At 41.8% G+C, this 19,734-nt stretch carries 20 protein-coding genes, 1 tRNA gene and 1 pseudogene; 12 read left to right on the top strand and 10 right to left on the bottom strand.

The genetic code is table 11. From position 1 onward, the window contains the following. Nucleotides 1-55 precede the first annotated feature (55 nt). The 5 genes and pseudogenes from pseF to ACWIUJ_RS08815 all read left to right on the top strand — a co-directional run bounded on the left by pseF (nt 56) and on the right by ACWIUJ_RS08815 (nt 3,824). Nucleotides 56-769: a pseudaminic acid cytidylyltransferase gene (gene pseF, locus ACWIUJ_RS08795; RefSeq protein ID WP_454170341.1), complete on the top strand. Its 714-nt coding sequence runs from the start codon at nt 56-58 to the stop codon at nt 767-769. Continuing rightward, complete coding sequence (locus ACWIUJ_RS08800; RefSeq protein ID WP_454170343.1) at nt 739-1,710, top strand: hypothetical protein; 972 nt, start codon at nt 739-741, stop codon at nt 1,708-1,710. The genes pseF and ACWIUJ_RS08800 overlap by 31 nt, the downstream gene beginning before the upstream one ends. Before the next feature lie 51 nt (nt 1,711-1,761). Then, nucleotides 1,762-2,244: pseudogene (gene pseH / locus ACWIUJ_RS08805) on the top strand (UDP-4-amino-4,6-dideoxy-N-acetyl-beta-L-altrosamine N-acetyltransferase); the annotation flags it as partial. Nucleotides 2,245-2,373: 129 nt separating this feature from the next. After that, nucleotides 2,374-3,417: a pseudaminic acid synthase gene (gene pseI / locus ACWIUJ_RS08810; protein WP_454170408.1), complete on the top strand. Its 1,044-nt coding sequence runs from the start codon at nt 2,374-2,376 to the stop codon at nt 3,415-3,417. 125 nt (nt 3,418-3,542) lie between these two features. Further along, nucleotides 3,543-3,824 (top strand): HU family DNA-binding protein, encoded by a 282-nt coding sequence (locus ACWIUJ_RS08815; RefSeq protein WP_454150160.1) that lies wholly within the window; start codon nt 3,543-3,545, stop codon nt 3,822-3,824. A 340-nt stretch (nt 3,825-4,164) separates the two neighbouring features. Here ACWIUJ_RS08815 and ACWIUJ_RS08820 read toward each other — a convergent pair whose 3' ends face one another. The 3 genes from ACWIUJ_RS08820 to ACWIUJ_RS08830 form a co-directional block, all read right to left on the bottom strand. Next, the gene (locus ACWIUJ_RS08820) at nt 4,165-4,845 is read right to left on the bottom strand and encodes an outer membrane beta-barrel protein (RefSeq protein WP_454170345.1); all 681 of its coding nucleotides are present in this window, start codon (nt 4,843-4,845) and stop codon (nt 4,165-4,167) included. Nucleotides 4,846-5,001: 156 nt separating this feature from the next. Then, entirely contained in the window at nt 5,002-5,271 is a 270-nt protein-coding gene (locus ACWIUJ_RS08825) for a hypothetical protein (protein ID WP_454170347.1), read from the bottom strand. Nucleotides 5,272-5,288: 17 nt separating this feature from the next. Beyond that, on the bottom strand, nt 5,289-6,200 hold the full coding sequence (locus tag ACWIUJ_RS08830) for a 3'-5' exonuclease (protein WP_454150155.1): 912 nt from the start codon (nt 6,198-6,200) through the stop codon (nt 5,289-5,291). 64 nt (nt 6,201-6,264) lie between these two features. Here ACWIUJ_RS08830 and purH point away from each other — a divergent pair, with 64 nt between their 5' ends. Together purH and ACWIUJ_RS08840 are read left to right on the top strand one after the other, a co-directional pair. Then, a complete protein-coding gene (gene purH, locus ACWIUJ_RS08835; RefSeq protein WP_454150153.1) occupies nt 6,265-7,806 on the top strand; it encodes a bifunctional phosphoribosylaminoimidazolecarboxamide formyltransferase/IMP cyclohydrolase in 1,542 nt (513 codons plus the stop codon). A gap of 113 nt (nt 7,807-7,919) precedes the next feature. Further along, a complete protein-coding gene (locus ACWIUJ_RS08840; RefSeq protein ID WP_454170348.1) occupies nt 7,920-10,163 on the top strand; it encodes a TonB-dependent receptor domain-containing protein in 2,244 nt (747 codons plus the stop codon). A 26-nt stretch (nt 10,164-10,189) separates the two neighbouring features. Here ACWIUJ_RS08840 and ilvA read toward each other — a convergent pair whose 3' ends face one another. Both ilvA and rpsU read right to left on the bottom strand, forming a co-directional pair. Next, on the bottom strand, nt 10,190-11,425 hold the full coding sequence (gene ilvA / locus ACWIUJ_RS08845; RefSeq protein ID WP_454170350.1) for a threonine ammonia-lyase: 1,236 nt from the start codon (nt 11,423-11,425) through the stop codon (nt 10,190-10,192). A gap of 88 nt (nt 11,426-11,513) precedes the next feature. After that, nucleotides 11,514-11,726, bottom strand: a complete 213-nt coding sequence (gene rpsU, locus ACWIUJ_RS08850; protein WP_454150147.1) for a 30S ribosomal protein S21 — start codon at nt 11,724-11,726, stop codon at nt 11,514-11,516. 158 nt (nt 11,727-11,884) lie between these two features. On the opposite strand from rpsU, the gene ACWIUJ_RS08855 reads away from it, so the two are divergent. The 4 genes from ACWIUJ_RS08855 (at nt 11,885) to flhB (ending at nt 14,616) form a co-directional block, all read left to right on the top strand. After that, nucleotides 11,885-11,961, top strand: a tRNA-Arg gene (locus tag ACWIUJ_RS08855). A gap of 129 nt (nt 11,962-12,090) precedes the next feature. Further along, nucleotides 12,091-12,852: an MlaD family protein gene (locus tag ACWIUJ_RS08860; protein ID WP_454170352.1), complete on the top strand. Its 762-nt coding sequence runs from the start codon at nt 12,091-12,093 to the stop codon at nt 12,850-12,852. A 3-nt stretch (nt 12,853-12,855) separates the two neighbouring features. After that, nucleotides 12,856-13,428 (top strand): hypothetical protein, encoded by a 573-nt coding sequence (locus ACWIUJ_RS08865; RefSeq protein ID WP_454170354.1) that lies wholly within the window; start codon nt 12,856-12,858, stop codon nt 13,426-13,428. Nucleotides 13,429-13,476: 48 nt separating this feature from the next. Continuing rightward, complete coding sequence (flhB, locus tag ACWIUJ_RS08870) at nt 13,477-14,616, top strand: flagellar biosynthesis protein FlhB (protein WP_454150141.1); 1,140 nt, start codon at nt 13,477-13,479, stop codon at nt 14,614-14,616. Nucleotides 14,617-14,666: 50 nt separating this feature from the next. Here the strand turns inward: flhB and ACWIUJ_RS08875 are convergent, their stop codons facing one another. From ACWIUJ_RS08875 to ACWIUJ_RS08895, 5 genes are all read right to left on the bottom strand, one after another. Continuing rightward, on the bottom strand, nt 14,667-15,338 hold the full coding sequence (locus ACWIUJ_RS08875) for a YceI family protein (protein WP_454170356.1): 672 nt from the start codon (nt 15,336-15,338) through the stop codon (nt 14,667-14,669). A 123-nt stretch (nt 15,339-15,461) separates the two neighbouring features. Next, nucleotides 15,462-15,710: a hypothetical protein gene (locus ACWIUJ_RS08880; protein WP_454150137.1), complete on the bottom strand. Its 249-nt coding sequence runs from the start codon at nt 15,708-15,710 to the stop codon at nt 15,462-15,464. An 89-nt stretch (nt 15,711-15,799) separates the two neighbouring features. Next, nucleotides 15,800-16,144 (bottom strand): TM2 domain-containing protein, encoded by a 345-nt coding sequence (locus ACWIUJ_RS08885; protein ID WP_454150135.1) that lies wholly within the window; start codon nt 16,142-16,144, stop codon nt 15,800-15,802. A gap of 75 nt (nt 16,145-16,219) precedes the next feature. Continuing rightward, entirely contained in the window at nt 16,220-16,534 is a 315-nt protein-coding gene (locus tag ACWIUJ_RS08890; RefSeq protein ID WP_454170358.1) for a hypothetical protein, read from the bottom strand. Nucleotides 16,535-16,869: 335 nt separating this feature from the next. After that, on the bottom strand, nt 16,870-18,687 hold the full coding sequence (locus ACWIUJ_RS08895; RefSeq protein ID WP_454170360.1) for a PhoX family protein: 1,818 nt from the start codon (nt 18,685-18,687) through the stop codon (nt 16,870-16,872). 279 nt (nt 18,688-18,966) lie between these two features. Here ACWIUJ_RS08895 and ACWIUJ_RS08900 point away from each other — a divergent pair, with 279 nt between their 5' ends. Then, nucleotides 18,967-19,734: a TSUP family transporter gene (locus ACWIUJ_RS08900; RefSeq protein ID WP_454170361.1), complete on the top strand. Its 768-nt coding sequence runs from the start codon at nt 18,967-18,969 to the stop codon at nt 19,732-19,734.

Here is a 19,734-nt window from a genome sequence, read left to right on the forward strand (position 1 = left end):
TTTAAAGTGGGCGATTGCATATTAAAAGAGCAAACACTTATAAAGAATCTAAAAAATGAAAACAATTGCGCTTATCCCCGCAAGAGGTGGTTCTAAGAGAATCCCACACAAAAATATCAAACATTTTTTTGGCAAACCAATCATTGCGTATCCTATCCAAAACGCGCTTAAAAGCGGGATTTTTGACGAAGTGGTGGTAAGCACAGATTGTGAGCAAATCGCTAGCGTAGCAAGGGAGCTTGGGGCGAGCGTGCCATTTATGCGTCCTAAAGATTTGAGTGATGATAGCACGCCCACGATTCCTGTCGTGGCACACGCAGCGAGAGAGCTTAATCTTTTGGCTGATGATAGAATCTGTTGCATTTATCCTGCTACGCCACTTTTGCAAAGCACTCATTTACTCCAAGCCAAAGAATTGCTTGATACAAATCCAAATGTGCTGTATGTTTTTGGCGCGTTACAATATGCGTGCAATCCCCTGCGTGCCTTTAAGCTCGCGCAATCAAGTGGAGAGCAGGGCATTCTTACAGGGCGACCCACAATGCTTTTTGAGCAATTTCACTCCACGCGCTCGCAGGATTTAGAGCCTATTTTCCACGATAGCGGGCAATTTTATTTTGGTAAAGCCCAAGCATTCATAGAGCAACAGCCCATTTTTGCTCCGCATTCGCTCGCATTGATTATAGAATCTCAATATGCCATAGACATTGATACACAGCAAGATTGGGAGCGAGCGGAGTGGCAATACCGCATAAACAACAATCTATGAGATTCTTAGCTTTTTGTGATTATAGCCAGAATGTAGGTTTGGGGCATTTGAGGCGGTGTGAAAAGCTCTTTTGCCTGCTTGATTCCTTGTGTGATTGTGAGTATAGCGTTATTAAAAACGCTACGATAGCGTATATAAAAAGTCTTGCAGGGCAATCTTTTGATGGGATTATCGTTGATAGCTATGTTTTTACTCGCACGCATTATGCTTTACTCGCACGCTTTGATGTCGCGCTTTTGTGCTTTGATGATGAAAATCGCGGTGTGTATCCTGCTGGGAGCTTTGTGCTTAATGGTGCGCCAAACGCGCATTTGCTTTATCCACAATGTCAAAAACAACACCCCTTACACACAGATTGTGCTCCCACGCATTGCATTAGAGAATCTAAAGGCGTGCATTATGCTTTAGGATTGCCCTACGCGCTTACTTCGCCACATTTCACACCAAAGCCCACACACAAGGAACAAATCCAAGATATTTTTATAAACTTTGGGGGTGCAGATTCTCTAAACTTTAGCGCGCAGGTGCTAGAGTGTATCCCGCGACACTACCACGCTCATCTTGTGCTAGGCGAGCTTTATCCTCATACATTGCAACCAAAAGCCAATGTAACGCTCTATCATAACCTCAGCCCAAACGAGCTAAACGCGCTCATTGCGTGCTGTGATGTAGCCATAAGTGCTGGAGGGGGAATGCTCTTAGAGCTCGCGCAAAGTCAAATGCCAACTATTATGTTTGCGACAGCACCAAACCAAGCCTTTCAAGTCGCGCAGTTTAAAGAGTTAGGCGCGTTTATAGAGGCAAAGGATTTCGCCCAAATCCCCGCGCTTTTGTCCTCCCTCGCTCCACAATGCGTGCGTCAAAACAAGGCGGATATATTGGCACAACTCCCGCTTGGAGTGCATTTAGCCCCAGCATTAAAGCAAATATTTAAATTGTAGATTTATAATGTCAAAATACGGCTTATATTTTAATCCAAAGGCATAGAAGTGATGAATTATAATGTTGATGGTTTTGAGGCGCGTGATTTTATCCAATGCGACAAGGAATTGTTGCTAGAAATCCTGCGTATTCGTAATGACCCGCAAGTCGCTCAATGGATGTATAGCGAGAGTATTAGCCAAAAGGCACATTTTGAGTTTGTCGGTAGATTGTTAAAAACTCAAAGCGAGCGGTATTTTGTGATTTTAAAAGATGAGCAAATTTATGGTGTGGGCTCTTTAACGCGTTTGCATATCACGCACAAGCACGCTCATCTTGGAATCTACACCAACAAATCACTCAAACTCCCAAACAAAGGCGAGCAGATTCTAAAAGTTATCGAGCATATTGCTTTTGTCGAGTTTGGTTTGCATAGTATTTTTTTAGAAGTGATGAGTGAGAATGCCCGTGCATTGAAGTTTTATGAGAAATATGGCTATGAGGAATGTGGATTTTTGCGTGATTATATGTATAGAGATTCACACTATTACGATGTGGTGGTGATGAGCAAGAAAAATCCCACAGAAACAAAAAAGCAAGACGCGTTAAAAAACTTTGCCATTTCTACTCACAATCTTTTATCCCCCACCAAATCTTCTAGCGACTGCCACGCTAACCATTGCCTGCCACGCCCGCTTATTGTCGCCGAGCTGAGTGCAAATCACGGGGGGAGTTTAGCAGTGGCAAAAGATTCCCTGCGAGCGATTGCGAGGAGTGGCGCGGACGCCGTGAAGCTCCAAACTTACACGCCCGATTGCCTTACACTAGATTGTGATAATGAATACTTTCGTATTAAAGGGACTTTGTGGGATAATATGAATCTCTACGAGCTCTACAAGCAAGCGCAAACACCATTTAGCTGGCATAAAGAGCTCTTTGCGCTTGGGAAGGAGCTTGGTTTGGTGGTATTTAGCTCGCCATTTTCTCCAAAAGGCGTGGAATTTTTAGAATCTCTAAGTTGTCCAATGTATAAGATAGCGAGCTTTGAAGTGGTTGATTTGGAGCTTATCGAGTGTGTGGCGAAGTGTGGCAAGCCCGTGATTCTCTCTGCGGGCATTGCGAGTGATGATGAGTTAGGTGAGGCGGTGGAGATTTGTAAGAGCAATGGTGTGAATGATATAACGCTTCTTTTATGCACGAGTAGCTATCCTGCAAGTTTGGAATCCTTAGAGCTCCACAAAATGCCATTGCTTGGAGAGAAGTTCGGTGTGAAGTTTGGGCTTTCTGACCACACCATTGGCACGCTTGCCCCGACACTTGCTACTGCACTTGGGGCGAGTATGATAGAGAAACATTTTATTTTGGATTCCTCTATTACGAGTGCTGATAGCGCGTTTAGTCTAGATTCTCGTGGATTTAGCGAGCTTGTTAAGCAAGTGAAAAGCGCAAATCTTGCGTTAGGCAATGCTCCATATAAAGATAATGCCCTTAAAAATGTATCCACCGCACCAAAAAGTAACACACAAAAAAGTGGGCGTGAGTTTGCGCGAAGCATTTGGGTGGCAAAGGACATTAAAAAAGGCGAAGTTTTTAGCAGGGAAAATATCAAAGTCCTGCGCCCTAGTGGTGAAATCCACCCAAGAGAATATAAGTATATTTTAGGTAAAAAAGCAACCAAAGATTTAGCATTTGGCACGCCATTACAGCACGAAAATATACAAAAATGAGTAAAAATTGCGCATTTAAGGCAAAAAATTTATAAAAATTACACAAAAACGCTTATAATCCTTGACTTTATGTAAAAAAGCCTATACAATCACGGCGTTTTCAAATTCATTCTAAGGAGTAAGCTATGAATAAAGCTGATTTTGTAGAGTTGGTAAAAACTGCTGGTAAGTTTGAGACCAAAAAAGATGCGGAAAGAGCAGTAAATGCTTTCACAGATGCGGTAACTAAAGCACTTTCTAAAAAAGATAGTGTTGAGCTTGTAGGATTTGGTAAGTTTGAAACTGCAATCCAAAAAGCAAAAACAGGTAAAGTTCCCGGAACAAACAAAACTTACAGCACAAAGGAAAAAAGAGTGCCTAAGTTTAGACCGGGTAAAGGTCTTAAAGACACTGTTGCTAAGAAGTAACTGCGTTGATTCTAAAGATAGGACTTCCTATCTTTAGGTCGCATTCCTCGTTTAACCCCCCTTATTTTTCCCTATTTTATTATTGAGATTACAAGAGCGATTGAGAGAAATTGTGTTTTGAGGTTGATTATTTGGAGTGAGTTGCGCATTATTTATTGCGCTATGAGCAAGATTCTCAAATCTAATAGGACGCCAATCAATGCAATAAATCTCATTAAGGCGTAAATAAAAACAAATAAACAGAGATAAATAAAGAGGTTTGGGAGTAGCCCTCTTAAGCAGAGCTTGCGACTAAGCCACAAGCTAGCCTAAAATAGCGAAGTCCCAAAATCCTTACGCGTTAGAATTGATACGCATATCCAACGGTAAGCAAGATATTTCTTGCGGAGTATGTTGTCGTGCCGTTAGCAGCACCCAATCGCTCACTCGCAGCGATACTAGAGCCACGCACATTCACACTTACTGTATGATGAGTATCTAGTGCCACCTCAAAGCCAATATTCACAGGGAGGATAAATCCACTTCCTTTAGGCTCAGTAATGAGCGTGGTAGCATTAGGATTAGTGGTAGCAATGTTGCTTGATTCTATTGAAGCATTATGTGCATAGCCCACACCCAAACCAGCATAGATACCAAACTTTCTGCCAAGTTTCCAAATCGCCTCTGCGTTAAAGGCAGTCTGGTGTGAATAGTATTCGCCATCGCTTGAGTAGTGGTAGCTTACATAGCCTCGCAAGCCTGTGCGCTTTTTCTCACCAAAGAATCCAATAATACCAGCTTTCCCACCGACTACGCCATAAGGCACGCGGAAATCACTCGTTGTCGCACCGTTAGTAGCGTTAGAAGTAGTGCCTAAAAGTGCGGCTGCATAGCCGATTTCACCACCGATAAAAAGCGATAGCTTTGATTCTTGCTCTGCTTTTATATTTTCATTAAATGCCTCTCTATCATCATCATCAGCATAAACAGCCCCCCCCCATAGTAGCAATGAGGCTACCAAAAGGTTAGAAAAGATTCTCATCTTTGTCTCCTTACAAAAATTTAGTCTATTTTAAACATTTTTTAAGCTACAAAGTGCCTAAGCGTGTATAAAACAGCCTTTGAGATGAAAGCAAATGTAATGCCAAGTTTGGATTTACTCTTTTATAATCGTGTGAAATACTAAGGTCGGGTGATATTATGGCTTTTGACTAAGATTGAGCAGCCAATCTTTGTTTGCCTCTAGGCTGTCTTTTTGCAAGATACTATCACGCAAGCCCAAAAGCTCTTCAAAGCTAAGAGTTGCCATTATTTGTGTGCTTAGAGTGGTTTGGCTAAGTGCGCTAGAGCGTGCGGGTGCGTCTTTGTGAGAGCCCACGCCATTAAGGAGATTCTCAATTTCGCTTATCAATTCGCGCTTGCTAATAATCTCGCCATTTGAGCTAATGTGCGGTGCGTCTAAATCCATAAACCCTCCTTAATAAATTATGGAATCTCTATTGCATTTTTTAGCCTTGCTAGCTCCGCGTCAATGCTTTGGCTAAAGGGCTCATAGTAATTTTGCTCTAATGGGAGCTTTTCGCGCATTTGCGTTAAAATATCTGCATAATCGCTGAGCAATAATTCGCCTTTTAAAATAAGGAATTTTAAATACACCCAATAAGTGTTGAGCACATCGCTTTGACAATAGCTCTCAATTTGCTCTAGGGCGAGCTTTTTGGCATTTGGCGTATTTTCACTTCCATAAAAAATCTCAAAAACTTGCGAGCCCTGCATATCAAACTTCCCCACGATTTTACACATTTGGCACAGTGTATCGAGATTGAGCGCACGCACACTGCCAAAATTCCCCAAGCTCTCAAGCAAATCGGTGTGAAACCGCTCGCTATATCGCGAGCGATAATTTTCCCACTTATCTTTATTAAATTGCGGATTGTGCTTTTCAAAATACGCGCTTGCCTCGATATTATAGCGCATAGCACGCAAGGTGAGTGCGATTAAGTCAAACCCGCGCCCATTAAAGCTCACTAACGCAGGTTGGTGCTTATTAAAAAATCTCCAAAACTCACGCAAGAGATTTTCTTCAAAGTTATCAAGCGCGTTGGTGAAATCTTGCGCACAAGGTTGTGTGTTTTGAGAATCTAGACTTGCTAAAAGCTCCTCTTTTGCGTTTTTGCCAAAGCTCCCCACACGATTAAACCGCCCAAACTCATCGCACACCACGCACGCAATGCTAATAATGCGATGAAAGGGCACAGGGAGAAACTCACTCCCGCTTTTTTCCTTTTGTGCGTTAAAAGCCTGCTGACAAATTTCTCTCTCACTGCCATCAAAGCCATATTTATCACGCAATAAGTCAATATCAGGCACAGATTCTATATCAAAAACGCACACCATTTAAGCCTCCTTAAATCCAATTCAAGTTACAATTATGCTTTATTTTACCAAAAAAGGAGAGTAAATGTATGCGTTATTAAGCGTGAGTGATAAAGAGGGCATTATCGAGTTTGCGCAAGGGCTAGTAAAGCTCAACTATACAATTTTAAGCACGGGCGGGACGCTTAAGGCTCTCCAAGAGAGCGGGATTAGCGCGATTGAAGTGAGTCAATACACTCATAGTAAAGAGCTCTTTGATGGGAGAGTGAAAACTCTGCATCCTAAGATTCACGGCGGGATTTTATATCGGCGTGATAAAGATTCCCATATAGTGCAAGCCCAGCAAAATGGCATAGAATCTATACAGCTTGTGTGTGTGAATCTCTATCCATTTGAGCAAACCACCAAGCGCACCGATGATTTTGATGAAATCATTGAAAACATCGATATTGGCGGTCCTAGCCTTATCCGCGCCGCAGCAAAGAACTTCCAATCTGTGCTTGTGGTAACGCATAAGAGTGATTATGTGCGCGTGCTAGAGGCATTAAAGCACACCAAAGACACGCTAGAATTTCGCCGTGAGCTAATGATAAAGGCATTCGAGCATACCGCGAGCTACGATGCGTTTATTGCGAATTATTTAAATGAGCGATTTTATGCAGGATTTGGGGCAAAGAACTTCATCGTAGGCTCTAAAGTGTGTGAAACGCGCTATGGCGAGAATCCACACCAAAAAGGCGCGCTGTATGAATTTGATGACTTTTTTAGCACGCATTTTATGAGCAAAAAGGGTGAGGCGAGCTTCAATAATCTCACAGATATAAATAGTGCGGTAAATATCGCCAGCGCATTTGGAGAGAAAAAGGCGGTGTGTATAGTCAAGCACGGCAATCCTTGCGGATTTGCGTTAAAAGAGGATTTATTAGATTGTTATGTGAGTGCGTTGCGGTGTGATAGCGTTAGCGCGTATGGTGGTGTGGTGGCAGTCAATGGCAGGGTAGAGAAGCCCCTCGCGCAAAAAATCAATGAGATTTTTATCGAAGTGCTTGTGTGCGTGGATATTAGCGATGAGGCATTAAGTGTGTTTGAAAATAAGAAGCGAATGAAAATCTTTACTTTGCAAGACGCAGATTGCGCTGTGCTCCCAAGAGGGCGCGATAGCTATGACTTCAAGCACATTAGTGGAGGCTATGTCTATCAACAAAGCGATAGTGTGAGGGCAAATGAAGTGGTGGATTCTGAATTGATGACAAAAAGGAGCGCAAGCAAGGCGCAACTTTTGGATTTAGAAATCGCGTATAAAATCGCCGCGCTCACAAAGTCAAATTGTGTCGCTTATGTCAAAGACGGCGCGTTGCTCGCCATTGGTATGGGAATGACAAGTCGCGTAGATGCGGCGCGTGCTGCGATTGCCAAAGCAAAGGATATGGGATTAGATTTGAATGGTTGTGTGCTTGCAAGCGAGGCGTTTTTCCCATTTAGAGATAGCATTGATATGGCACAAAGCGTAGGAGTGAGCGCGATAGTGCAACCCGGGGGGAGCATACGCGATGATGAGGTGATTAAAGCGTGCGATGAATTTGGTATAGCGATGTATTTCACACACACACGACACTTTTTGCATTGATTGTTGGAATCTTTTGGTAAAAATTGATACTTTTTACTATTATAAGAAAAAATTAAGGAAAAATAAGCTATATTTCTGCACTTTTACAAGTCATTCTTATTATTGACTTGATAATGAAACAAAACAACAAGGAGCAGAAATGTTACATACCCCCCCCCCTAATCAAAAAAGTCATATTGCTTATAGGCGCATTGTCCTTAACCCTATGTTTGGCTGATGAGAGCACATCGCAAGGTGATTTGCCAAACACCGATACCAAACAATCCTCAAAAACAAAAAAATCTACCCAAACCGAAGAATCTGTGCGATTAGAACGCTCGACAGTTACAGCAAGTGGCTATGAGCAAGACATCAAAAACACGCCCGCGAGCATTGCCATTATCCCTAAAGAGGAGATTATGACTCGCCCAATCCGTGATATTGGCGATGCGGTGCAAGATGTGCCCGGCGTCTATGTCGAGGCGACAAAAGTCGGTGGCAATGAAATCAAAATGCGCGGGCTTGGCACGAGCTATACGCTTATCCTCATCGATGGCAAACGCCAAAATGTCGCACGCGGATTTGATGCTAATGGTTGGGCTGGGACATTTTCGAGCTTTATGCCCCCTGCAAGTATGATAGAGAGAATCGAAGTTATCCGTGGTCCTGCTAGCACGATGTATGGCTCAGATGCAATGGGTGGCGTGATAAACATTATCACTAAAAAGCATACCAGCGAGTTAAGTGCGGGCGTGCAAGTGGATAGCAAACTCGCCGAACACCACGAAACCTTTGGGCATATTTATGGGACAAATGGCTATGTCAATGTGCCTTTAATCAAAGATATACTCTCACTCAATGTGCGTGGCGGGTATAAATATGGCGAGCAAAATAGCTTTTATAAACCTGCGGGATTGCAAGGGCAAAGTGGAGCTGCATTAAATAATCCCTATGCGAGTTGGAGTTCTACGGGTTTTACAAATTGGAATGCAGGATTGAGAGCAAACTACACGCCCAATCTCAATAATTATATTTACCTCGATTCTGAAGTGTATTTCGCTCGCACGGGTTCGCTTAACACTTCGGGCAATTCTATAACGGCGATTAGAGATTTTTATAAGATTAACAATGTGCTAAGTCATACTGCAGATTATGATTGGGGGAAGCTAGAGAGCTATGTGCAATATAGCCAAACGCTTTGGGGCGGACACGCAAATGTCCCCATTGGTGGCACAAAGGGCGATAAAGTAAATTGGGGCAATGAGGGGAATGGTAGAGACAATAAAGATGCCATTTTCCAAAGCACTTATAATAATATTTTTGATTTTGACAAATTTGGGAATCTTGTTTTTAGCGGTGGAGTGTATTATATGTGGGAGCAACTAAAGGTGTATAACACCAATCCCGCTTCGCGCTCTAATCGTGCGATGAATCAAGTGGCATTGTTCGCAGAGGGCGAATATGTCATCAATGATTATATCAGCACGACTTTAGGCTTCCGCTATAATTATAGCGACATATTTAGCGCGATTCCAAACCCGCGTTTGTATATCAATGTCAATCCCACGACTTGGCTTACTTTTAAGGCTGGTGTAACAAGTGGCGTGCTTGTGCCTCAACTAAGCTACCTCTATGAGGGCTATACAGAATCTACAAGCGGTGCAAATACAATTTATACCTATGGGAATCAAAACCTCCAACCTGAAAAAAGCTGGAATTATGAATTTAGTGTAGTTTTAGATACAGAGTATGTGCTAGGCATTGCGACAGGGTATTACACAGACTTTCGCGACCAAATCGCCTCATATTCGGTTACAGGAGATGCGTGTCCTGTGTCTCAATGCAATTATTATCAAAATGTTTCTAAATCCCTCTTGGCAGGCGCGGAGTTAGGCGTAAAGCTAAAACCTGTGGGTGGATTCTCACTTGATGTAAATTATGGACTTACTTATAGTGAAGTGCTTGAATCTACCACAGCGGCTAATGCCTATCTCGTGGGAGGACCTGTAAATAATATCCCACGCCATAATTTTACCATTACACCACGATATGCTTATGGGGATTTTGATATGTATGTGCGCTGGAGCGGGAAATATCTCACACCGACTTCTAATGTTTCTTCTCCAACCAGCACAGATGCGCGCAACACAATAGGCAGATATTACAAAGATTATCAAATCCTCGATTTGGCGTTAAGTTATAAAATTTATAAAGGGCTAAGCGCAACATTTGCAATTAACAATTTATTTGATACGAACTTTTATAGTCCTATTCTCTATACCTCCACTGCTGGTGTAGCAAATGGAGGCTATACCAATCAATATCAAAGAATCTTGCCAAGCAGAAACTATTGGATTACGGTCAAATATGATTTTTAGATTCTCGTTTTGTCATAGAATTATAGCTAAACAATCTCGTTAAACTCATAACCCTCGTTTTTGAGGTTTGTGAGTATATCTTGCTTGTGCTCTAAGCCTTTGATTTCTAATCCCATACTGATGAGCACATCACCGTATTCTAAGTTGCTTGGCGTCCTATCATAAGTGATTTGCACGATATTTGCGCCAGAGTGAGAGAGTATATCGCTTAATTTTTGCATAGAGCCGGGCTTATCGATGAGCACCACTTCGATTTTCATCTTGCGGTGAGATTTAAACAAGCCCTTTTCAATTATCATATTAAGCATTGTTACATCGATATTCCCCCCGCTTAGCACCGCACCCACACGCATAGTAGAATCAAGCGGGATTTTTTTGTGCATTATTGCTGCCACGCTTGCTGCACCCGCTCCCTCGACCACGAGCTTTTGATTCTCTAATAAAAATAAAATCGCACTAGCAATCTCCTCTTCATCGACCTCCACAATATCGCTCACTCCCTGTAATACGCACTCAAAGACTTCCTTATCCACATCGCGCACAGCGATACCATCTGCGATAGTGCGCACGGATTTAGCGTTTTGAATCTGCTTTTGCAAAAAGCTCTTTGTCATCGCATTTGCGCCTTTTGATTGCACGCCGATGATTTTTGTCTTTGGGCTAAGTGTCTTATACACGCTTGCAATGCCACTCACCAAGCCCCCGCCACCAATAGGCACAAAAACATAATCAAGCTCTTGTTCTTCAATCATTTCAAGGGCGATAGTCCCTTGCCCCGCGATGACATCGCTATCTGCAAATGGGTGGATAAAGTGTAGATTCTGTTTTTTGGCGATTTGGAGGGCTTGCTCGTATGCTTCGTCATAATTATTCCCCGCGAGCACGACTTCAGCACCCATAGCCTTTGTCCCGCTTACTTTAAGCAATGGCGTGGCTTCGGGCATTACGATTACAGAGCGCACGCCAAAGTGCTGTGCGCTGTATGCTACGCCTTGCGCGTGGTTGCCCGCAGAGGCGCAAATAACGCCCTGTTGCAAAACATTTGTGCCATTGCACTCATCTGCACTTTTAAGGCTGGCGAGTTTGTTAAACGCCCCGCGAATCTTAAACGCCCCTGTGAGCTGGAGATTCTCTTTTTTTAAGAAGACTTGTGTATTTGTAAGTTTGCTTAGTCGTGGCGCAAAGGCAAGTGGGTTGTATGTGATAATGCCTTGTAGCCTTTCCCTTGCTTGTCGTATCATTTCAATATCAAGGAGATTCATCGCTATCCTTTGTATTGTAAATTTTATTTAAAATATCTAAGGTTTCATTAAGGAGATAAGCAACCCCCGCTTAAGCAGGGGATTATGCTTAGAGTTTAGATTCATAGCGTCTTAGCATATACAGACGCTTGAGAAGTTTTTTCTTGGCGTTAATGTTTTGCTTTTTACGCAACTCAGTCTTTGGCTCAAAAAATCGCCTCGCCCTCGCTTCTGTAACGACAAGATTCCTATCGGTTTGCTTTTTAAAGCGTCTATACGCCTCATCGAAGCTTTCGCCCTCGCGCACTTTCATACCCGGCATACTATCACCCTCTTTCTTTTATAAAATATTTTGCATAAAGCAAAGAGAGATTGTAGCTAAAATCAACTAAAATTCAACTAAAATTTATGCAATATTAGATACAATGCGCATTTGGCTTTCTAAAATTTTCATCGTTTTTTAGAAACGCTAGATTCTTTGTGCTCGTAGCTCAGCTGAATAGAGCAACAGGTTGCGGTCCTGTAGGTCGGGGGTTTGAATCCCTCCGAGCACGCCATAAGCTAACTTGCTGTTTCTCCATAAAATACCCACTTATGATTGATTCTATTGTTTGACCTTAGAGAAATTGTGAAAGTTTTGCTAAAATTGTCGCTAGAAATGTATATTTTATATGTTTGGAGATGTGATGGAACGAAATGTGCGCTATATCAGCATTGGTGTTGTGTTTTTTGCCATTGTGATAGGGCTTGTGTTTTTTGTGCTATGGCTTGGGCGGTTTGACTTTAACTCAAATGCTGACAACACCTACTACATTTACACTCAAGATGAAGTTTCTAATATCGGCGTGAATACTCCCGTAAAGTTTAAGGGCATAGGCGTTGGCAGGGTGAGCGATGTGCGTTTTGAGGATTATAAAATGGGACTAGTGAGAATCTCGCTCATTTTAGATGCAGAATTAGAGGTGAGAGAAGATTCTTATCTTAGTGTTGGTTCTGGTGGGCTTGCTGGGGCGAACTACCTCGCACTTCATCAAGGACAAAGCACCAAGCCCAATACCACCAAAGTGCTAGAGCTCCAAAAAGGCGGGTTTGATATATTGCTTCAAAAAGTAGAGAATATAGGCGATAGGACTGCAGATTTGATGACAAATCTCACAAACGAGGACAACTTAAAAAACCTTAATGAAATCCTCGCCAATCTCTCAAAAATCTCTAAAGACATTGCCCAAGCTACGCATAGGCTAGATTCTATCACGCATAGAGTGGATAATAACTTCAAAGACGGACAATACGATTTGCGTGCGATTATTAGCCCCACAATGTTGCAATTAGAGAGCTCGTTGCTTGAAATGGATAATTTCTTTGCCAAAGCTACGCGCTTGGTGGATAAAATCGAGCAGAGCCCCTATGATAGCATTTTTGGCAAGAGAAAAGAAACAAAGGATTAGAAAATGAAACATACCCTGCTTGTTTGCCTCTTAGTAGTGTTGTTTAGCTCTTGTAGCACGAAATTAGGCGAATTACACCTCTATGATATATCCGCTCAAACCACCTTAGACACACAAAAGAGCACAAACAAAAAATCTCAAAAGGTTTATGGAGTGATGTTTAGCGCGGCTCAGCCCTATGATAGCACGGATATTTTTCGCCTTGATGAATCTACATTGCGAAGCAAGCCATTGTCTAACACACAATGGGCTACCAAACCAAAAGAAATGCTCTCAACTACGCTTTTAAGCCTAATGAATGCCAAAGGGCTCAATGCCATTAGACAGCCATTTGGTGGGGCAAAAATCCAAAAGATTCTCAAAATCCACATTGCAAGATTGCTTATCATTAAGCGAGGAAATAGCAATTTTGCGCATATCGCGCTTGATTGTGAAGTGGTGGATTCCAAAACGCTTAGCGTAGAAAAAAGCCTTAATATTACCAAAGAAGCACCAATTAGCAACATCAATGAGTTTGCGCCTGTTTTCTTGCAGTTAAGCTATGGTGTGTTACAAGAAGTCGTTGAGGGTTTATAAAGATTAAAAATCCCCCAAAGGAATGGGGAGAGGTGAAAGGATTGCACAATGGCAGCTGATGATGAAAAAACGCTCCCAGCCTCCCAACACAAACTAAGACGAGCCAAGCAAGAGGGCAATGTCGGTAAAAGCATAGAGTTAGTCGGGTTTTTTGTGATGCTTGTTGGGTTGGCGTTGTTGTTTTTTATGCTTCCATATTGGGTGGAGGGTTGTCGCAATATTTTTGCTTATACCGCCTCGCTTTTTTCTCTGCCTGAGTTTAGCTCCCAAGAGCTCCTTTTGCTAAGCGCGACACTTGGATTAGAAATGTTAAAGATGATTTTGCCCATATTTTTGGGGCTTGTGGTTATGGGTGTGCTGGCAAATGTCGGGCAGTTTGGATTTTTGCTAAGCACGAAACCCATTGAGCCAAAACTTTCTAAAATTAACCCCGTTACGGGCGCGAAGAATCTCTTTTCGCTAAAAAAGGCACTTGATGGCTTTATGATAACACTTAAGGTGTTTATTGCCTTTATTGTAGGCTTTGTAGTGTTTTTGGGGTTTTTTGGGGATTTACCAACGGTGTCGCGCTTTAGATTGTATGACCAGATTCTGTGGTTTCGTGATAAGGCGTTAATCCTCATTGGAATCTTGCTAGTGATTTTTGCCGTGATGGCGGTAGCGGACTTTATGATTAAGCGGTTTCAGTATATGAAATCCTTGCGAATGAGCCTAAAGGAGCTCAAAGATGAAACCAAACAATACGAGGGGAATCCAGAAGTGCGCTCGCGCATTCGCCAAATGCAACAAAAAATCGCACGCACCAGAATGATGCAAGAAGTGCCAAAAGCAAGCGTGGTGATTACCAACCCCACGCATTACGCGGTGGCTATTACTTATACCGATGAGTATGTGGATATGAATCTCCCTCCAAGAGTGGTGGCAAAGGGCATTGATGAGCTTGCGATACGCATTAAAGCTCTAGCTAGAGAATCAGGCGTGAGAATTATCGAGAATCCTCCGCTAGCACGCGCATTGTATGCAATGGTAGAAATCAATGATTTTGTGCATCCAGATTTATTCCGTGCGGTTTCAGAAGTGCTTAAACAAGTGGCGTGGCTTAACCACTTGCAAGGCGAGGATACGCTCTACAATACCACGCTTCGAGCCGCTCAAAAAGCCGCTCAAAACGCAGAATCTAACGCGTAAAGCTGTAATCCTCTATGCGTAAAAGCAACGCAACAAAGACAACAAAGGGTCTAATCCACTACCTTTGCTTCAAAGCCAATTTGCACTTCACTCCAAATGAGCCCCTCGATAGCATCAGAAGTGTTTTTGATGAGATTTTCTCGTGCCTCATCGAGCTTAAATTCGCTTAAATCAAGCACACCATTTGCCCTTAAGATTCCATTTTTGATGGTGTATTGCATTGGGACTTTTTGTGTCTTGCCATTCATTCGCACATTTGCGAGGATTGTCCCTACATTGTTGCCCTCAATGATATTTTTAAGCGTTACTTTGATTTCTGGCTTTGCCCACTTTTTGATAAAAAACTCTTTAATGTTTTTATCTTGCAGATTCTCTCCTGTGCTAATGTTGCTTGGGTCAATGGTCGCTTGTGCGTTATTAAGCGTGCTAGCAATGCTCTCATTCTTTTTGCCAAATTTAAACGCCACATCGCTAAATGTGCCATTTACAGCGACTTTGTTCTGCGTTTTATACGCACTAAAGCCCACTTTGATGCTTTCTTTGTCGATACTTTTTGCGCTTATCACGCCTGCACACAATGCTACGCCCAGCAAACTTAACAACTTTACCCTATGTGAGAGAATCTCACTTCTTTTTAAAGAGAGATTACTAAAATTAAAAGAAATTTTCATACAAGGTAGAAACTTCCCCAACAAAATGCCTATCGCGTCAAATATATTCATAACACAATCCTTTATTTTGAGATTAAAAGGCAAAATTGTAAGCGGAAAAAATTAACAATACAAGAATTTAGCGCAAATTTTGGTAAAATTTTGTAAAAACGCTGGGATAGCGATACAAAAAGCTCATTTCTTTTTAGCAAATGCTATGGCTTGAGCGATTTTAGCGATATTGTGATTTTTTATCCCTTGACACACTAAGAATAAATCCACCAGCCACCATATCCCTAAAGTCAGCCAACAAAATAGAAGTTTTACCACGCCTAGTCCTATGTCTTTATAAAGTCCATTTATACCAAAACACTCCAAAAAGATTTTGGAGTAGCAATTTTGCCAAAGGACATTAAAGCAATGTTTGGTTTGATGCGCAAACAAAGTATTTTTATCTGTTTTTTTGTGTTGTTTTTAGTGCATAGATTCTGCCATACTCATCAGTTTTCTTTATGAGATGAATAACATTGTGGCTAGATGTTGAGGAAAACTTTTTCAAAATTGTCCTTTCTGATTCCTTTATGGACAATAAATAAGTCTATAATTGTCCAAATGCCGAGTCCGCCAAGAGTAAAAAGTTTTACTACACCTAATCCTATGTTGCCCTTGTAAAACCTATCAGCACCCGCGCCCCCCAAGAATAATCCAAGAACAAGCCCCACTACAGGATTTTTTAGATTTAGTAGTGGAAGCTTTTGCACTAACTCATCTCTTTGCGTGTCATTTAGTTTATCAAGTTTGTCGCGCAAGAGTTGTTGGCTTTGAATGTCCTTTGGCAGTTTGTCCTGCAACATCATCATAATCGAGTTTGTATCCATTGTGTATCCTTTGTTTTTTTAGGGATTTTCAAATCCCAAAAGTGTTAAGAGTTAAAACTCCGCCTCAATCTTTAATCAATCTCTCATCGCTTCAACATAAAGCTGTCCATCATCTGTATATTGAGCGGTATAAGTAACATAGCTAGTTTTTAAACCATTGATTGTTACTCTTGCCTTACAACTGATTTGCTTGGTGTCTTTGTCCTTAAATTGTGTTATAAAAGCATCATATCTGAGTTTCGAGTCCTTTGAAACCCAATGATTGTCTTTTGCGATTTGTGTCAATAAGTTTTTCACATCGCTATCATCACAATCAGGTATACCACTGCATCCGCTAAAAGCCACACCTGCAATTATGGCAAAACCTGCCAAAATCTTTCTGTATTTCATTCTTTCTCCTTTTAGGTAGATTTGCTTTGTTTTTATTTCCTAAGATTCTAAGAATCTAAAGTCAAAAAACAAAAAACCAAAGCATTCTATCTACCCCCCCCCCCTTAAATTCTCCTTAAAAAACTCTACCAAAAAGTAAAAAACACTAAAAATTGTAAAAAAGCCATAACGAGGAAGAATCTAAATACAAATCAAACGCCAAAAATCGCTACAATAGTGCGACCTTGCATTTTTATAAATGGACATTGGATTTGGCTAAATGCGCGTTATTCGCGCTTTTTATCTTTGTGTTTTTGCTGTGTAGGACACTGCTTTTGTAGGTGGTGAGTGTGGATTTAGCTCCCCACCACGCCACCATTGCTTTTTTTGATTTGGATTATCGTGCTTTGTGGCGTAGATTCACCGCCATTTGGATAATGACTTGGTGCGAGAAATTCTCCGGGGTGCTGAATCCCCACAAACATTACTTCATTATCAGGTGAAAATGCGATACCCGTTACCTCACAGGCTATGGGCGCGGTTAGAAATCGCCGTATCTCGCCCGTGTTTGGATTAGCACAAAGCATTTGATTATTTCCCATACCCTTGTATTCGTCTTTATTGGAGTATTTGCCGTCTGTCTCAATCCACAGCCTCCCAAATCTATCAAACTTCAACCCATCAGGACTATTAAAAAGATTGTCTTTGGTGATATTACTTGTGCCAGCGCGTAAATCGCCCTTTTTATATACGAGTGGATTCCCAGCTAGGGCAAAGATATTCCAGCGAAATTTGCTTCCCGCGTGGTTATCATCATTTTCTCTAAAACGAATGATTTGCCCATAGATATTATTAGCGCGTGGATTCGCGCTGTGAGTTTCCTTGCGCTTGGTGTTGTTTGTCATCGTGGCATAGATGTATTGTCCTTTGTTATCGGCTGCTATCCACTCAGGTCTATCCATTTTTGTCGCACCTACGATACTTGCAGCGATTCGCGTATGCACACAAATATCAGCTTGGCTAGAAAAGCCATTGCGTTTATCTAATCCATTTTTGCCAAAAACAAGCGCAATCCACTCGCCTTCGCCCTCTAAATTATGCCCATTATTATGGAATTTAGCGACATACAAAGTCCCCTCATCTAAAATATCTTTATTTGCGCTTTTATCGTTTGTGTCATAAACATTTTTAGAGACAAATTTATATAAAAATTCATTTGCCTCATCATCACCCATATACACGACAACCTTGCCCTCTTTGCTAATGACAATTTCCGCATTTTCGTGTTTAAATCGCCCCAAAGAAGTGCGTTTTATGGGCGTAGAGTTTGCGTTGTATGGGTCGATTTCTACCACATAGCCAAAGCGATTGGGTTCATTTGGTGTTTTGGCAATATCAAAGCGTGAATCAAGCGCGAATCCATAGCGATTTTTCCCTATTAGCCCGTAGCGTTTTTGTGCCTCTGTGAATGCGAAGTTTTTATCACTGCACCCAAAGAAATCATCGAAATTTTCCTCGCAAGTGAGATAAGTCCCCCACGGCGTTTGCCCATTTGCGCAGTTATTGAGTGTGCCTTTTATGGTTGTGGCTTTTTTATCCGCGCTTATTTGAAGCAGTGGTGAGCCTTTGGCATAGCCACTTACTTTCATCGCTGTGTGCGCCGTGATTCGGCGATTGTATTTTGAATCCAACACCACCTGATAATATCCGCTCTCATCTTTTGCAATCTCAAAAATGCTCACTCCAAGCGAGTTTTGCATATATTTGACATCGCTTAGATTTATATCTTTGCCCTTGTGGTTAAACATTATCTCAGGGTTAATGTATTCGTTATTCACCGCCAAAATCGCGCGATTTTCACTCAAAGCAAAATATGCCATTCCATCGGTGTTGTCGCCAAAGGCTAGATTCGCATTGACAATCGCCTTTTTATCGATAATCTTGCGCTCATCAAACGCATTTGCCTTTGCAAAAAGTTTATCGCCCCAGCTTATAAGAGGCTTTGCCTCATAGCCTTTTGGCACTTTGATAGTATCCTCCGTGCTTGAAGCAATGCCTTTAAATCCAAGCAAGTGCACATTTTCCGTGCTTGTAGCACTCATAAAAGAGGGTGCAAAAAAGCTCACATACCCTAATCCCAAAGCCGAATTCTTCATAAAATCTCGCCTATTCATTGAAATCTCCTTAATTTGATGTTAAAAGTCCACTGGTTTTATCAGTTAGACTTTGTGCGAGATTCTAAATTCATATTGAAAAATGTCTATATTATTTGTGTAAGGGCAGTGTAAAACTCACACCAAATTAAATAAAAAGCGTGTGATTGCTTATTTTGTGTGATTAAGGTGGATTTGCCCCAAAATTTTGCAATTTCAAAACACCACAACAGAATCTCAATACAAATCAAACGCCAAAAATTGCTACAATAGTGAATAGATTCTCTTAAAAGGACAAAAATGGATTTTGACATAAGCATTAGCACACTTATTTTGCTCGCGTTAGTCGCGCTTGTCGCGGGGTTTGTGGATAGTATCGCGGGTGGCGGGGGAATGATAACAATCCCCGCGTTATATATGGTGGGAATCCCTCCACACGAAGCACTAGGGACAAACAAATTCCAAGCGGTTTTTGGGAGTTTTAGCGCGGCATTGCATTTTTATAAAAAGGGGCATTTAGATGTGAAAAAATGCGCGTTATTCGCGCTTTTTGCCTTTGTATTTTCGCTGTGTGGGACATTGCTTTTGCAGGTGGTGAGCGCGGATTTTTTGCGTAAAATCATTCCGTTTTTACTCCTCTTTTTCGCGCTCTATTTTCTCTTTTCGCCCAAAATCAAGCAAGAATCGCACAAAGATTCTATAAATGCGCGTGTTGGCAAAATCGCTCTAGCCTTTATCATCGGTGGCATAGGCTTTTATGATGGGTTTTTTGGTCCGGGCACAGGCTCGTTTCTTATGCTCGCTCTAATCTCGTTAGGAGGCTTTGGGATAAAAGACGCGCTCGCGCAAGCAAAGCTGTATAATTTCGCTACCAATCTCGCTTCCGTGCTTGTATTTTTGGCATTTGGGCATATTTTGTTTGCGGTGGGTGTAGCTATGGCTGTGGGGCAGTTTGTGGGTGCAAATATCGGCGCGAAGCTTGCCCTGCGCTATGGAATTAGCATTATCAAGCCATTAGTAGTCATCGTGTGTGTGGCGATGTGCGTGAAATTGCTCTTTTTTGAGTAG

It is taken from the genome of Helicobacter sp. 23-1046, from assembly GCF_053654635.1.